Below are 13,893 nucleotides of genomic sequence, written 5' to 3' on the forward strand. Positions count from 1 at the left end.
TCTACGTTAGGGCTGGGGGGACAAGGCCACTCAAGATTGATCACACCGTCCAGAGTCTGGGACGTGTAGTCTCGCGCGGTGGATTCGGTGCACAAAGACATCTTCGACCAGTTGGAACGTTTCTACGACGCGGTGCCCCGCGACGTCGCCGGTGTCGAGGAGCACGGCGGGTTGGCGCTGTTCGTCCGCGAGGGTGCCGGCTGGCCGTTCTACGCCCGCCCCCGGATCGACGCCACCGAGCCGCCGTCGCTGGCCGACGTGACCTCGGTACGGGAACGCCAGCGCGAGCTGGGCCTGCCGGAGGCGTTCGAGTGGGTGCACGAGACGACGCCGGAGCTGCTCGCGGTGGCCCGCTCGGCCGGGCTGTCCGTGCTGGAGGCCCCGCTGATGGTCCTCGACCCGGCCGCCCTGCCCGACCCGGCGACGCTCTCCGACGTACCCGTGCGGGTGCTGGCGGCGGACTCACCCGACTTCGCCGCGGACGTGGCCGCCCGGCGGGCCGTGGCGGCCGTGGCGTTCGGCGTCCCCGGCACCGCGCCCGGCGAGGCCGGACCGGCCGAGCGGGACGCGGCCGTCACCGAGCTGGAGGTGGCCGCGCTCGACGAGGAGCGGACCCGCATCGCCGACGGTCGACGGATCTCCGCGCTGGCCGGCACGCCGACCGAGGGTGCGCTGGCCAGCGGCATGGCGATGCGCGTGGATGATGTCGCCGAGATCGCCGGAGTGGCCACCCTGCCGGCCGCCCGCCGACGCGGAATGGGCGCCGCGCTGACCGCCACCCTCGCCCGGGAACTGCTCGCCGCCGGGACCGGGCTCGTCTTCCTCTCCGCCGGCAGCGAGGAGATCGCCCGGGTCTACCTGCGGGTCGGCTTCCGCCGCATCGGCACCGCCTGCATCGCCGAACCCGCCGCCCTGATTCCCTGAGCCGCCCGGCCGCTGTCACGCCGGCCGCACCGGCGCGAGTCGGTCAGGCCGGCGGACGCCACTGGGCCGCGGAGGCGGCGGCGCTGGAGAGCAGCCGCGAGTTGATCGTGCCGAGCGCGGCGTCCCGGGCACGCAGCGCCAACCGGCCCCGGGTCTGCAGCACCGCGGACATCCGCCGGGTCTGCCGGACCACGGTCGCCGCCCGGGGACGGCGCACGCGGTCGTACGTCTGCACGGCGTCGGGTAGCCGGGCCTCGCGCAGCAGGGAGGCGAGGGTGGCGGCGTCCTCGAACGCGAGGCAGGCGCCCTGCCCGAGGTGCGGCGGCATGGCGTGCGCCGCGTCGCCGAGCAGCACCACCCCGCCCGGCCCGACCCCGAAGCCGTACGCGCGCGGCAGCGGGCGGAGCTCGCGCACCTCCTGCTGGACGAGGTCGCTCGGGTCGGTGGCGTCGAGCAGCGCGCCGATCGGCGCGGGCCAGCCGGCGTACCAGCGGCGCAGGAGAGCGAGCTGGGTCTCCGGCGGCTCCGGGCGGGGAGCGCCGGCCGCCGTGGCCACCCAGTAGATGCCACCGCGCGTGGAGCCACCCGAGGAGCCCCGCTCGCCCAGCGAGGCGGCCACGAAGCGGTAGCCCGCGCCGAGCACCTCGCCGCCGATCGGCTGGTCGGCGGGCAGCCGGGGCGCCCGGTACCAGGGGATGACGGCACGCCAGGCGGCGCAGCCGGAGCTGACCACCCGCGACTCGGGGGCCAGTTGGCGGCGGATGACGCTGTCCGTGCCGTCCGCCGCGACCACCAGGTCGGCTTCGATGGTGTGCCGTCCGTCGTTCACACCCGGTCGTTCGCCCGGATCGACGCGGACGTGGCGTACGGTCACCCCGGTTCGCAGCTCGACCCGGTCGCCGAGGCCGGCGATCAGGGCGTCGTGCAGGTCCTCGCGGTGCACCACCACCGGCATCCGGTCGGCCGGCGTCGGCCGGGGCTGCACGAGCCAGTGCCCGTCCGGACGGCGTACCCCGCCATCGGGCAGCGGTGTGGCGATGGCGGCCAGACCGGCGCCCAGGCCGAGGGCCTGCAGGGCGCGCACACCGTTGGGCCAGAGCACCACGGCGGTCGGCTCGGGTCGAACCCGCTCGGCACGGTCCAGCAGGGTTACCTGCCACCCGGACCGGGCCAGCGCGCCGGCGACCGCGAGGCCCCCGACCCCGGCGCCGACCACCACCGCGCTTCGCATCGGGCCGCCCCCGCTCAGCTGTCCCGGTCGGCGGGGCGCACGCCGGTGGCGTCGGCCCGGGCCCCGTCGCGCCCCTCGGGCGTACCGTCCGTCGACTCGGCGGCGCGGTCCTCGTCGGCGGACGACTCGGCGCCCTCCGGGAGCACGTCGTCGGCCGGCTCCGGTGGCGCCACACCGGTGTCCCGCCAGGTGGCGTACTGCTCCTCGCTGACCACCCGGTAACCCTCGGGGGCGGCGGCGCGTGCGCCGGTCTCGCGTGCGGAGACGTCGACCTGCGACAGGTCGGACGTCGTGGGCGGCGTGGCGGTGGCCGCCGCGCCGATCGGGATCAGGAACTCCCGGGGGCCACGAACCCGCACGAAGTAGGCCAGCGCGCCGAGGAAGACCAGGGCCGCGGTCCACACGTTGAGCCGTACGCCGAAGATCTGGTTCGCCTCGTCGGTGCGCATCAGCTCGATCCAGAACCGGCCGGCGGTGTAACCCATGACGTACAGCGCGAACGCCCGGCCCCGCCCGAGCTTCAACCGCCGGTCCAGGACGAGGACCAGCCCGGCCACCCCGACGTTCCACAGCAACTCGTAGAGGAACGTCGGGTGGTAGAGGCCCGGTTCGAGAATCGGCTGGCCGGCGTCGTCGCGCAGGGCGTGCCCGGGGCTGTCCGGGTCCATCCGGTGGATCTCCAGACCCCACGGAAGGGTCGTCCGGCCGCCGAACAGCTCGTTGTTGAACCAGTTGCCCAGCCGGCCGACCGCCTGGGCCAGCGGCAGCCCGGGGGCCAACGCGTCGGCCACCACGCCGAGCGGGATGCCGAGCTGGCGGGCCGCGATCCAGGCGCCGACCGCGCCGCCCGCGACCGCGCCCCAGATGCCGAGGCCGCCCTCCCAGATGTAGAACGCCTTCAGCGGCTCGCCGCCGGCGCCGAAGTACTTCTCCGGCGAGGTGATCACGTGGTAGACCCGGGCGCCGATGATGCCGGCGGGCACCGCCCAGACGGCGATGTCGAGCACCGCCCCGGGCGCGACGCCACGCTGGCGCAGCCGACGCTCGGTCACCCAGCAGGCCAGCACGATGCCGGCGATGATGCACAGCGCGTACGCCCGCAGCGGGAACGGCCCGAGCTGCCAGACGGCGGTGCTGGGACTGGGCAGGGCCGCCTGGGGAGATAGCGAGGCGATGGTCACGGGTGCACACGCTACCGCTGCGCACCCCCGCAGCGGCACCCCGGGCCGCCGTACCGCGCTCGGAATGACGTCTGGTTCGCGGCGCCGGAGCCGCCGGAGAGGCCGGGCGACGGACGGGCGGCACCCGGTCGAGCGTGATGCCTGTGCGTCATCAAGATGACGCACAGGCATCAGAGTTGTCGCACCTGTACCGCAGGAGCGGCGAGCGACGCGGGCCGGGTCGGCCCGCGGCGGCGCTCAGCGGGCCGGGTTGCGGACGCCCTCGGCGAGTTCGGCGCTCAGGGTACGCAGCGCGGCCAGCCCTTCGGCCTCGGAGGAGGCGTCCAGGACGCACCGCACCAGCGCGCTGCCGACGATCACCCCGTCGGCGTACCCGGCGACGGTGCTGGCCTGCGCGCCCGTGCCCACGCCCAGGCCGACCCCGACGGGCAGGTCGGTGGCCCCGCGCACCCGCGAGACCAGGGTGGGAGCGGCGTCGGAGGTACGCGCCCGCGCGCCGGTCACCCCCATCACCGCCGTGGCGTAGACGAAGCCCCGGCAGTGCTCGACGGTCATCGCGAGCCGCGCGTCGGTGGACGACGGCGACACCAGGAAGGTGCGGTCCAGCCCGTGGGCGTCCGAGGCGGCCAGCCACTCCGCCGCCTCGTCGGGAATCAGGTCCGGCGTGATCAGGCCGGTGCCACCGGCGGCGGCCAGGTCACGGGCGAACACGTCCACGCCGTACCGCTCGACGGGGTTCCAGTAGGTCATCGTGACGACCGGCGCGCCGGTCGCCGCGACGGCCTCGATGATGCGCATCGTGTCGGCCGTACGGACCCCGCCGGCCAGCGCGATGTCGCTGGCCTTCTGGATGACCGGCCCGTCCATCACCGGATCGGAGTACGGGATCTCCACCTCGATGACGTCGACGCCGGCCTCGACCATCGCCGTCATGGCCGCGATGCTGCCCTCGACGGTCGGAAACCCGGCCGGCATACAGCCCACCAGCACGGCCCGCCCGTCGGCCCGGGCCTTGTCGAAGGCCACCCCGATGCGACTCACCTCAGCGCTCCTTGTCGAGGATGCCGAAGTAGTCCCCGGCGGTGTGCACGTCCTTGTCGCCCCGGCCGGAGAGGTTCACCACGATGGTGGGCTCCCGGCCCAGCTCGGCGGCGAGCTTCGGGGCCAGCGTCACGGTGCCGGCGAGCGCGTGCGAGCTCTCGATCGCCGGAATGATGCCCTCGGTGCGGCAGAGCAGTTCGAAGGCGGCCATCGCCTCCTCGTCGGTCACGGGCAGGTAGCTGGCCCGGCCGGTGTCGTGCAGCCAGGCGTGCTCGGGCCCGACGCCCGGGTAGTCCAGGCCGGCGGAGATCGAGTGCGACTCCAACGTCTGCCCGTCGGCGTCCTGCAACACGTACGTGCGGGCACCGTGCAGCACGCCCGCCGACCCGCCGGTGATGCTGGCCGCGTGCCGACTGGTGGTCACCCCGTCGCCGCCGGCCTCGAAGCCGTACAGCCGCACGTCCTCGTCGGGAACGAAGGCGTGGAAGATGCCCAGCGCGTTGGAGCCGCCGCCGACGCAGGCGGTGACCGCGTCCGGCAGCGCGCCGGTCAGGTCGAGGCACTGCTGCCGGGCCTCGTCACCGATGCCCCGGACGAAGTCCCGCACCATCGCCGGGAACGGGTGCGGCCCGGCGGCGGTGCCGATCAGGTAGTGGGTCGCGTCGACGTTCGCCACCCAGTCGCGCATCGCCTCGTTCATCGCGTCCTTGAGGGTGCGCGAACCGGTGGTGACCGGTACGACGGTGGCGCCGAGCATCCGCATCCGGGCCACGTTGAGCGCCTGCCGCTCGGTGTCGACCTCACCCATGTAGACCACGCACTCGAGGTCGAACAGGGCGGCGGCGGTCGCGGTGGCGACGCCGTGCTGGCCCGCCCCGGTCTCGGCGATCACCCGGGTCTTGCCCATCCGCTTGGTGAGCAGCGCCTGGCCGAGCACGTTGCGGATCTTGTGCGCGCCGGTGTGGTTGAGGTCCTCGCGCTTGAGCAGCACCCGGGCGCCGACCTTCGCGGAGAACCGGCGGGCCTCGTAGAGCAGCGACGGCGTGCCGGCGTAGTCGCGCAGCAGCGCGCCGAACTCGGCTCGGAAGGACTCGTCCGCGATCGCCGTCCGCCACGCCCCGTCGAGCTCGTCCAGCGCGGCCACCAGGGCCTCGGGCACGAACCGACCGCCGAAGCGGCCGAAGTGGCCGGCGGAGTCGGGCTGCGAACCGGCCACCGGGGCCAGCGCGTCGGCGCTCATCGGACAATCCTCTCGGTGGGGCGTCACACCGGCGCGGTCAGCGCACCGGCCGGGGCGTCGCCGGGTGGTTACCGGCGTTGACCAACTCGGCCACCGCCTCGCGTGGGCTCTTCTGGGTGACCAGTCCTTCGCCGACCAGGACCGCGTCGGCGCCGGCGGAGGCGTACCGGATCAGGTCGTGCGGCCCGCGAACGCCGGACTCGGCGATCTTGACGACGCTGCTCGGCAGGCCCGGCGCGATCCGCTCGAACACCGAGCGGTCCACCTGAAGGGTACGCAGGTCGCGGGCGTTGACCCCGATCACCTGCGCGCCGGCCTCCAGGGCCCGGTCGGCCTCCTCCTCGTCGTGGACCTCGACGAGCGCGGTCATGCCCAGCGACTCGATCCGCTCCAGCAGGCCCATCAGCACGTTCTGCTCGAGGGCGGCCACGATCAGCAGCACCAGGTCGGCGCCGTGTGCGCGCGCCTCGTGCACCTGGTAGCTGGAGACCACGAAGTCCTTGCGCAGCACCGGCACGGTGACCGCGGCCCGGACGGCGGCGAGGTCGTCCAGCGAACCGCCGAACCAGCGCCCCTCGGTCAGCACGCTGATGGCCCGCGCGCCACCCGCAGCGTAGTCGACGGCGAGGTCGGCCGGATCGGCGATCTCGGCCAGCCGGCCCTTGGACGGCGAGGAGCGCTTGACCTCGGCGATGACCGCGACACCGGGCTTGCGCAGCGCGGCGTACGCGTCCAGCGGCGGCGGCGCCGCCGCGGCCAGTTCACGGATCCGTTCCAACGGAACCTGCTCCTGGCGACGGGCGACGTCCTCGCGCACGCCAGCCAGAATCTCGTCGAGCACGCTTACGGACGCCGCCTGACCGGCCTCGTCCCCCTCCGCGTGCGCATGCTCAGCAGTCACCAACGGACTCCCCTCTCCGGGTGTCATGGGCCGATGCTAGGGGCACCCGACCGAGGCCGGGAGCCGGGGGTATGGCGCTGCTCACGAAAAGGCCTGCGGCATAATGGCCGACTTGCCGTGAAGGGGATGTCACGCAGCGCCACCTCCGTATCGACCGCCGTCACACGACGACAACCCGGCGGCTCCGGTTGAACCGGGCCGACCCATCGATCATGCCACCCACCGCCGACCGCCGCCCGACGACAGCGACAGCAGTCGATGTTGTGAGCAAGCTCAAGGCCGAACGGCCCCTCCCAGGTCGCGGGCGCGGCGGGACAGTTGACGGGGTGGTCACCCGGACGAAACGTCGGCCGGTGAGCATCGTCCTCGGGCAGACTCGATGACGCGCCTGCCCGACCGTCGCCGACTCCTCGTGTGGAGTGAGCCATGAACACTGCCGAGTCGAACTCCAGCATCGGACTGACCAGCATCTCGCGGACCATGGCGTCGTTCGCCGTCGGGGTGGTGCACACCCTGGAACGGGCCGTCGTCGGTGAGGGCCGGATGCGCACGGCACGCGGTAACGCCTGGGAGGCGGTCTGCGCCGACCGGGCCCGCGCCGACCGACGCGCCGAGCTGGACCGCCTGGTGGCCGAGCTGACCGCCACCCGCGCCGCCGCGACCCGCCCGCAGCGGGACCGGCAGCCGGTCGTCCGGGAGCGGGACCGTCGTCAGCCGGTCGGCTGATCAGCCGGCCGTGGGGTCCTCGCCCCGGTCCAACGCGTCCCACGCCTCGGTGGTCCGCCGACCGGCCATCGGGCCCGGGGTGGCAGCCGTGCTCGGCCTACTCTCCGTGACGGTCCGCGTCGGCCGTTCGTACCGGGCGCCCATCGCCGGCCACCCGCCGCCGCGCAGTGCCGTCCACCCACCACCCACGGCGACGAGCAGACCGCCGACCAGGCAGAGCGCCGGCCACTGCCGACTCACCACACCGTCGAGGTCGGCGACCAGTCCGTAACCAGCGCCGGCCGACACCGCCAGGCCCAGCGCGCCGAGCAGCACACCCAGCAGCCGCCGTACCCGACCCCGGGTGGCCAGCACCGCGCCACCACCGGCCAACGCCACCACGGCCAGCGCCGGCAGCCACGGCAGCAGGGCGGCCCCGCTGCGCGCCTCGCGCACCGGCGGCAGCGGCGCCGGCCGCGCGGTCAGCTCGACCGACCAGCCCCGGGTCGCCATCCACAGCGCCAGGCCCGCGCCGGCGAGACAGAGCAGCATCGCGTACGTCAGCTCGCGCCGACCCTTCACGTTCATCGGGCCGCCCGCAGCGTTTCGGCGGCGGCGATCGCGGCCAGCACCGCGGCGGCCTTGTCGCGGGTCTCCTGCTCCTCGGCGGCCGGATCCGAGTCGGCGACCACTCCGGCCCCGGCCTGCACGTAGGCGCGGCCGTCACGGATCAGCGCGGTCCGGATGGCGATCGCCATGTCCAGGTCGCCGCCGAAGCCGAAGTAGCCGACCGTCCCTCCGTAGACGCCACGGCGTACCGGCTCCAACTCCTCGATGATCTCCATGGCGCGCACCTTGGGCGCGCCGGAGAGCGTCCCGGCCGGGAAGGTCGCGGCGAGCGCGTCGAACGCCGAGCGGTCGTCACGCAGCGTGCCGGTCACGGTGGAGACGATGTGCATCACGTGGCTGTACCGCTCGATGGTCGCGAACTCGGGCACCTGGACGCTGCCCGGCTCGCAGACCCGGCCCAGGTCGTTGCGGCCCAGGTCGACCAGCATGACGTGCTCGGCGCGCTCCTTGGGATCGGCGAGCAGCTCGGCGGCGAGGCCCGCGTCGGCCGCCGGGGTGCCGCCGCGCGGGCGGGTGCCCGCGATCGGGTGCAGCAGCGCCCGCCGCCGCCCGTCCGCGCCGGCGGTGACCTTCAGGTGCGCCTCCGGCGACGAGCCGACGATGTCGAACCCGTCGAAGCGCAGCAGGTACATGTACGGGCTGGGGTTGCTGGTGCGCAGCACCCGGTAGACGTCCAGCGGGTCGGCGTGCGTGGCCCGCTCGAACCGCTGGGACAGCACGATCTGGAAGCACTCGCCCGCCCGGATCGCCTCCTTGGCCGCCTCCACGGCCTTGACGTAGCCCCCCTCGGGCGTACGACAGACAACCTCGCCGGCCGGTGGACGCGCGACCGTCGAGATCATCGGCGGGATGGGTCGGGACAGCGCGGTGGTCATCGCGTCGAGGCGACCCACCGCGTGGTGGTACGCGGCGGTGACGTACGCGGCGCGGTCCGTCGCGTCCAGCGGTGGCAGTACCGCGTTGGCGACCAGGATCGCGGAGCCGTCGTAGTGGTCGAGCACCACCAGGTCGGTCGCGAGCATCATGCCCAGCTCCGGCACGCCGAGGTCGGACTCGGTCAGCTCGGGCAGCCGCTCGAAGCGGCGGACGAGGTCGTACCCGAGGTAGCCGACCATGCCCCCGGTCAGCGGTGGCAGGCCGTCACCCGGGCCGGGCGGCGGCCCGGCGAGCGCCGCCACGGTGTCCCGCAGCACCCGCACCGGGTCGCCGTCGGTGGGCAGCCCGGCCGGGGGCTGCCCGAGCCAGGTCGCCGCGCCGTCCCGCTCGACGAGGGTGGCGCTGCTCCGTACGCCGATGAACGAGTACCGCGACCAGGCCATGCCCGCCGAGCCGACCCCCTGCTCGGCCGATTCGAGCAGGAAGGTGCCGGGCCCGCCGGCGAGCTTGCGGTAGACCCCCACCGGAGTCTCGGCGTCGGCCAGCAGCCGGCGGGTGACCGGTACGACACGCCAGCCGTCGGCCAGTTCGGTGAAGGTGGCCAGGTCGGGGCTCACCGCGCCGTCGGTCATGCGTCGGCCCGCCTCTCGGTCCCGGCGGGGCTCCGCCGCACCGTGCTCACCGGGCGTCCGGCGCGGTGATCGGCAGCTCGGTGAAGAAGCACGTCCGGTGCCCGGTGTGGCAGGCCGCGCCGACCTGGTCGACGCTGACGAGGAGGGCGTCGCCGTCACAGTCCAGGGCCACCGAGCGCACGTACTGGTGGTGCCCGGAGGTAGCGCCCTTGACCCAGTATTCGCGGCGGCTGCGGGACCAGTAGGTGGCCCGGCCGGTGGTGAGGGTGCGGTGCAACGCCTCGTCGTCCATCCAGGCGACCATCAGCACGTCGCCGGAGTCGTGCGCGCGTACCACGGCGGCGACCAGGCCGTCGGCGTTGCGGCGCAACTGGGCCGCGATGGCCGGATCGAGCCGGGACGGACGGACCGGCGTCGAGGCCACCGGGCCGCTCGGTTCGCTGGGGACGCCGGTCACCGGCGCGTCAGGTACGGGCACAGTTGCCCATTGTCCCGCACGTGGGCTGGGCACCGGCGACGGCTCCCGCCGAGGGTTCGGCCGGTGGGCCACGGGCCGCGCGAGCTGGGCCACGTAACGGTCGAGGCGGCCGTCGACCAGGGCCTCGGCCAGGTCGGGTCCGGAGGATTCGGCGATCTCCCCGGCGTACGGGCGGATCAGCGCCACGGTGCCGGCGACCAGCCGCACGGCGGCGGCCCAGAGTTGGCCGGTGGCGCCGGGGCGCAGGCCGAGGCAGAGGAGCATGTCCTCGCGGTAGCCGGCCGGGGCGACCGGCAGCTCCAGGGCCGCCGCGAACGCCGCGCGGCGGGACGACACCCGCACCGACGGGTTCGCCGGACGCAGCACCGACGGGCAGATCCGGGCCAGGTCCGCCACGGCGAGCCGGACCCCGAGGCGGTCGGTGGCGGCGCGGGCGGCAGCGGCCTTGCCGAGCAGGGCGATCAGCTCCTCCAGCCGGGGCGGCTCGGCGGGCTGGCAGAGCACCGGCAGGTCGATCCGGGGCCGCCAGTGCGGGTCCGCCCAGAGCAGCCGGGCCGGCGCGGTGACCGGCAGTCCGAACGCCCAGTCGGCCGGCTCGCCGAGCCGGTGCACCCAGGAGCGGACGTCCCGCGCCGCCACCGACACGTGGGTGACCCGACCGGCGGTTTCGGCCAGGTACGCGCGACGGGCGGCGTACGGCGAGCCACCGACGAGCACGTCGAGGTCGACGTCGCTGTGCGCGGTGGCCGCCCGCCGGGCGTGACTGCCGCGCAGCAGGATGCCGACGACCGGTCGTTCGGCGGCGTCCCGCAACCGCGCGGCCCAGTCCTCGAGAAATCCGCTGTGCGGTAACGGAGCGTGACCCACGGCGTCATCGTGCCGTACGTCCGATCGGCACGCAATGCCCGTTGCCGGACCTGCTGTCCGGTCCGAAGCCTACTGCCCGTTGTCACGCTGGGCGCGAGGGCGGGCACCAGAGGACAGGCCGGCCGTTGCGCGGGCCGCACACTCCCCTCTAGCGTTGGAATTCAACGAGCGATGAGTTTCTTGGAGGTGCGCGATGGACGACGCGATAGGCGTCCACGACCTGGTGGTCGATCGGGGCGGGCGGCGGGTGCTGGACGGCATCACCTGCGCCGTTCCACGGGGCGCCGTCACCGGTCTGCTGGGGCCCAGCGGCAGCGGCAAGACCACGTTCATGCGCGCCGTGGTCGGCGTGCAGGTGGTCACCTCGGGGACGGTGACCGTGCTGGGCCAGCCGGCGGGGGCCCCGGCGCTGCGGCACCGGGTGGGCTACCTCACGCAGGCGCCGAGCGTCTACGCCGACCTGACCGTGCGGGAGAACGCCCACTACTTCGCGGCCCTGTACGGACGTGGGCGGGCCGAGGCGGACGAGGCGGTGAGCGCCGTCGGGCTGGCCCAGGCGGCCGGTCAGCTGGTCGCCACCCTCTCCGGCGGCCAGCGCAGTCGGGCCTCGCTGGCCTGCGCCCTGGTTGGCGACCCGGAGCTGGTCATCCTCGACGAGCCGACCGTCGGTCAGGACCCGGTGCTGCGGGCCGACCTGTGGGCCCGGTTCCACGCCATGGCCGCCGCCGGCACCACCCTGCTGGTGTCCAGTCACGTGATGGACGAGGCGGCCCGCTGCGACCGGCTGCTGCTGATCCGCGAGGGCCGGCTGATCGCCGACGACAGCCCGGACGCGATCCGCGCCGCCGCCGGCGTGGACGACCTCGACGAGGCGTTCCTGCGGCTCATCCGAGCCGGCGAGGCCAAGGCGACAGCCGGGCGGGAGAACTCATGAACGTGCGGATCCTGGCGGCCACCATCGGCCGCGTCCTGCGCCAGCTCCGGCACGACCGGCGGACGATCGCGCTGCTCGTGGTGGTGCCGACCGTCCTGCTCACGCTGGTCTACTACATGTACGCCGACAAGCCGACACCGCCGGGACAGCCGTCGGTGTTCGACCGGGTCGCGCTGGTGATGCTGGGAACCTTCCCCTTCGTGATCATGTTTCTCGTGACCAGCATCGCGATGCTGCGCGAGCGCACGTCCGGCACCCTCGAGCGGCTGCTCACCACCCCGCTGGGCAAGCTCGACCTGCTCTTCGGGTACGGCATCGCGTTCGGGCTGGCCGCCGCCGTGCAGGCCACGTTGGCGGCCGGTCTGGCGTACTGGGCCTTCGACCTGCGAACCCTCGGCAGCAGCGGTCTGGTGATCGGGATCGCGGTGCTCGACGCGGTGCTCGGGGTCGCCCTCGGCCTGCTGTGCAGCGCCTTCGCCCGCACCGAGTTCCAGGCAGTACAGTTCCTCCCGGTCGTGGTGATCCCGCAGCTCCTGCTGTGTGGGCTGTTCGTGGCCCGGGACGAGATGGCCGGCTGGCTCCAGGGCCTCAGCGGCGCCCTGCCGCTGACGTACGCCATCGAGGCGTTGCAGGAGGTCGGCGCCCACGCCGAGCCGACCGCGACCATGTGGCGGGACGTGGGTGTGGTGTTCGGCGCGGTGGTGTTGGCGCTGGTGCTCGCGGCGGCGACCCTGCGTCGGCGCACCGGCTGACCGACCGGCGGCGACCCGCGCGGGGCGGGTCGCCACCCGCCGCCGGGAGACCGGCGGCGTCAGCGGACGAACGAGGGGCGGCGATGACGCGGCGTACCGGCCGGCGACCCGGCAACCCGGACACCCGGGAGGCGATCCTCGACGCGGCGCGGGCGACGTTCGCCGAACGGGGTTTCGACGCCGCCCCGATCCGCGCCATCGCCGCCACCGCCGGGGTGGACCCGGCTCTGGTGCACCACTACTTCGGCACGAAGGACCAGCTCTTCCGGGCCGCGATGAACTTCCCCGTGGACCCCGCCGAGCTGCTGCCGGCGGTGCTCGCCGGTGACCAGGACGGCGTCGGCGAGCGGCTGGTACGGGCCTTCATCGGCATCTGGGACTCACCGGCCGGCAGCGCCGGAGTGGCGCTGGTGCGCTCCGTGCTCAGCAGCGAGTGGACCGCTCGGCTGCTGCGGGAGTTCGTCACCACGCAGGTGTTGCGCCGGGTGCTCGACCAGCTCGACGTCGACCCGGCCGAGGTCCCGCTGCGCGGCTCGCTGGTCGCCACCCAGCTCATCGGCCTCGCCATGATCCGACACGTGGTACGGCTGGAGCCGGTCGCGTCGGCCGATCCGGAGCTCCTGGTCGCCACCATCGGCCCCAGCGTCCAGCGGTACCTCACCGGGTCGCTGCCGATCTAGGGCCGGGCACGGTCAGCGGGGCGGGTGCACGTCGGCGGGGCGGCGCAGCGGCGGGAGCAGCCGGCCCAGCTCGTCGGGGCCGGTGAGCGGGCACGGGAACGCCAGCCGGACGCGCCGCCGTGCGCCGGGGCGTCCGAGAGCGACCACCAGCCCGTAGCGGTCGACACGCACCACGCGCGGCGGGCCGTCCGGGGCCTCTTCGGTCAGGCCGAGCTGCCGGCACAGGTAGTCGGTGACGGCGGCGGGCTCGCGCTGGGCGAAGTCGGCGAGCAGCAGGGCCTCGAAGGGGTGCACCGGATCCGGCTCCGCCTCGGCGTACTCCACCGGGTCGATCCGGTGCACGACGCCGGCCCGCTCCCAGCGGACCTCGGCCACCTCGAAGCGGAACAGCCGGAACCGGGCGCCGACGTCGAGCAGGTCGCCGGTCGGCTCGACGGCCGCGAAGTCGACCGCGGCGCGGCGTGCCTCGTCGTCGTGCAGTTCGGCGGCCCAGCCGGAGACCCAGGCCCGCCCGAGCCCGGGAGCGCCGGCCGCGGGCGGCAGGTCGAGGACGTCCAGGACCACCGCGACGTCGTCGCCCCCGGCGGCGGGCTGTAGCGCGGCGCCCAGGTGGCTGGCCACCGGCACCAGCAGCAACACGCGGCCGTCGGGGTCGGTCACGTGCCGGGCGTGGTGCGGACCCGGGCGGCGAGCCAGGTGGACGAGGCCGGGCAGGCGACCGGCGACGAGGGTACGGACGATCTCGGCGGGGCTGGGCCGCATGGCGCAACCTCCTTCAAAGGTTAGCCTTACCTAACCGGAGCGTAGAGCACCAGCACCAC

14 protein-coding genes and 1 pseudogene are annotated in these 13,893 nt (G+C 74.4%); 5 read left to right on the forward strand and 10 right to left on the reverse strand.

The window, feature by feature from the left end:
- The first annotated feature begins 87 nt into the window (after nucleotides 1–87).
- On the forward strand, nucleotides 88–924 hold the full coding sequence (locus ACQP03_RS24855) for a GNAT family N-acetyltransferase (RefSeq protein WP_357127342.1): 837 nt from the start codon (nucleotides 88–90) through the stop codon (nucleotides 922–924).
- A 43-nt stretch (nucleotides 925–967) separates the two neighbouring features.
- Here ACQP03_RS24855 and ACQP03_RS24860 read toward each other — a convergent pair whose 3' ends face one another.
- From ACQP03_RS24860 to trpC, 5 genes are all read right to left on the reverse strand, one after another.
- Nucleotides 968–2,155: an NAD(P)/FAD-dependent oxidoreductase gene (locus ACQP03_RS24860; protein ID WP_357127090.1), complete on the reverse strand. Its 1,188-nt coding sequence runs from the start codon at nucleotides 2,153–2,155 to the stop codon at nucleotides 968–970.
- 14 nt (nucleotides 2,156–2,169) lie between these two features.
- Complete coding sequence (gene lgt / locus ACQP03_RS24865) at nucleotides 2,170–3,336, reverse strand: prolipoprotein diacylglyceryl transferase (protein WP_357170754.1); 1,167 nt, start codon at nucleotides 3,334–3,336, stop codon at nucleotides 2,170–2,172.
- Nucleotides 3,337–3,573: 237 nt separating this feature from the next.
- A complete protein-coding gene (gene trpA, locus ACQP03_RS24870; RefSeq protein ID WP_357127084.1) occupies nucleotides 3,574–4,377 on the reverse strand; it encodes a tryptophan synthase subunit alpha in 804 nt (267 codons plus the stop codon).
- A gap of 1 nt (nucleotide 4,378) precedes the next feature.
- Nucleotides 4,379–5,617: a tryptophan synthase subunit beta gene (gene trpB, locus ACQP03_RS24875; protein WP_396832883.1), complete on the reverse strand. Its 1,239-nt coding sequence runs from the start codon at nucleotides 5,615–5,617 to the stop codon at nucleotides 4,379–4,381.
- Nucleotides 5,618–5,654: 37 nt separating this feature from the next.
- On the reverse strand, nucleotides 5,655–6,458 hold the full coding sequence (gene trpC, locus ACQP03_RS24880; protein WP_039906616.1) for an indole-3-glycerol phosphate synthase TrpC: 804 nt from the start codon (nucleotides 6,456–6,458) through the stop codon (nucleotides 5,655–5,657).
- Nucleotides 6,459–6,944: 486 nt separating this feature from the next.
- Here trpC and ACQP03_RS24885 point away from each other — a divergent pair, with 486 nt between their 5' ends.
- A complete protein-coding gene (locus ACQP03_RS24885; protein ID WP_433458679.1) occupies nucleotides 6,945–7,244 on the forward strand; it encodes a hypothetical protein in 300 nt (99 codons plus the stop codon).
- Here ACQP03_RS24885 and ACQP03_RS24890 read toward each other — a convergent pair whose 3' ends face one another.
- The 4 genes and pseudogenes from ACQP03_RS24890 to ACQP03_RS24905 form a co-directional block, all read right to left on the reverse strand.
- Nucleotides 7,245–7,811, reverse strand: coding sequence for a Trp biosynthesis-associated membrane protein (locus ACQP03_RS24890; RefSeq protein ID WP_433458681.1), 567 nt, complete (start codon nucleotides 7,809–7,811; stop codon nucleotides 7,245–7,247).
- Complete coding sequence (locus tag ACQP03_RS24895; protein WP_433458683.1) at nucleotides 7,808–9,361, reverse strand: anthranilate synthase component I; 1,554 nt, start codon at nucleotides 9,359–9,361, stop codon at nucleotides 7,808–7,810. Before ACQP03_RS24895 ends, ACQP03_RS24890 begins: the two co-directional genes overlap by 4 nt.
- A gap of 46 nt (nucleotides 9,362–9,407) precedes the next feature.
- Nucleotides 9,408–9,839: a phosphoribosyl-AMP cyclohydrolase gene (hisI, locus tag ACQP03_RS24900; protein WP_363660754.1), complete on the reverse strand. Its 432-nt coding sequence runs from the start codon at nucleotides 9,837–9,839 to the stop codon at nucleotides 9,408–9,410.
- Between the two features lie 228 nt (nucleotides 9,840–10,067).
- A pseudogene (locus tag ACQP03_RS24905) lies at nucleotides 10,068–10,706 on the reverse strand (phosphoribosyl-AMP cyclohydrolase); the annotation flags it as partial.
- Nucleotides 10,707–10,899: 193 nt separating this feature from the next.
- Here ACQP03_RS24905 and ACQP03_RS24910 point away from each other — a divergent pair.
- The 3 genes from ACQP03_RS24910 to ACQP03_RS24920 all read left to right on the forward strand — a co-directional run bounded on the left by ACQP03_RS24910 (nucleotide 10,900) and on the right by ACQP03_RS24920 (nucleotide 13,072).
- Nucleotides 10,900–11,640, forward strand: coding sequence for an ABC transporter ATP-binding protein (locus ACQP03_RS24910; RefSeq protein ID WP_433458685.1), 741 nt, complete (start codon nucleotides 10,900–10,902; stop codon nucleotides 11,638–11,640).
- On the forward strand, nucleotides 11,637–12,392 hold the full coding sequence (locus ACQP03_RS24915) for an ABC transporter permease (RefSeq protein ID WP_433458687.1): 756 nt from the start codon (nucleotides 11,637–11,639) through the stop codon (nucleotides 12,390–12,392). Before ACQP03_RS24910 ends, ACQP03_RS24915 begins: the two co-directional genes overlap by 4 nt.
- A gap of 83 nt (nucleotides 12,393–12,475) precedes the next feature.
- Complete coding sequence (locus ACQP03_RS24920) at nucleotides 12,476–13,072, forward strand: TetR family transcriptional regulator (protein WP_357127064.1); 597 nt, start codon at nucleotides 12,476–12,478, stop codon at nucleotides 13,070–13,072.
- A gap of 12 nt (nucleotides 13,073–13,084) precedes the next feature.
- Here ACQP03_RS24920 and ACQP03_RS24925 read toward each other — a convergent pair whose 3' ends face one another.
- The gene (locus ACQP03_RS24925; protein WP_357170746.1) at nucleotides 13,085–13,834 is read right to left on the reverse strand and encodes a DUF2470 domain-containing protein; all 750 of its coding nucleotides are present in this window, start codon (nucleotides 13,832–13,834) and stop codon (nucleotides 13,085–13,087) included.
- Nucleotides 13,835–13,893 lie beyond the last annotated feature (59 nt).

This window comes from Micromonospora sp. CA-248212, from assembly GCF_050948405.1.
Taxonomy (GTDB): domain Bacteria; phylum Actinomycetota; class Actinomycetes; order Mycobacteriales; family Micromonosporaceae; genus Micromonospora.

Bases quoted from the DNA above. Each gene is read 5' to 3' on its own strand.
- trpB (WP_396832883.1), bottom strand. From the start codon at position 5,617: ATGAGCGCCGACGCGCTGGCCCCGGTGGCCGGTTCGCAGCCCGACTCC.
- ACQP03_RS24860 (WP_357127090.1), bottom strand. From the start codon at position 2,155: ATGCGAAGCGCGGTGGTGGTCGGCGCCGGGGTCGGGGGCCTCGCGGTC.
- ACQP03_RS24890 (WP_433458681.1), bottom strand. From the start codon at position 7,811: ATGAACGTGAAGGGTCGGCGCGAGCTGACGTACGCGATGCTGCTCTGT.
- ACQP03_RS24915 (WP_433458687.1), top strand. From the start codon at position 11,637: ATGAACGTGCGGATCCTGGCGGCCACCATCGGCCGCGTCCTGCGCCAG.
- ACQP03_RS24920 (WP_357127064.1), top strand. From the start codon at position 12,476: ATGACGCGGCGTACCGGCCGGCGACCCGGCAACCCGGACACCCGGGAG.
- ACQP03_RS24925 (WP_357170746.1), bottom strand. From the start codon at position 13,834: ATGCGGCCCAGCCCCGCCGAGATCGTCCGTACCCTCGTCGCCGGTCGC.
- ACQP03_RS24910 (WP_433458685.1), top strand. From the start codon at position 10,900: ATGGACGACGCGATAGGCGTCCACGACCTGGTGGTCGATCGGGGCGGG.
- ACQP03_RS24895 (WP_433458683.1), bottom strand. From the start codon at position 9,361: ATGACCGACGGCGCGGTGAGCCCCGACCTGGCCACCTTCACCGAACTG.
- ACQP03_RS24885 (WP_433458679.1), top strand. From the start codon at position 6,945: ATGAACACTGCCGAGTCGAACTCCAGCATCGGACTGACCAGCATCTCG.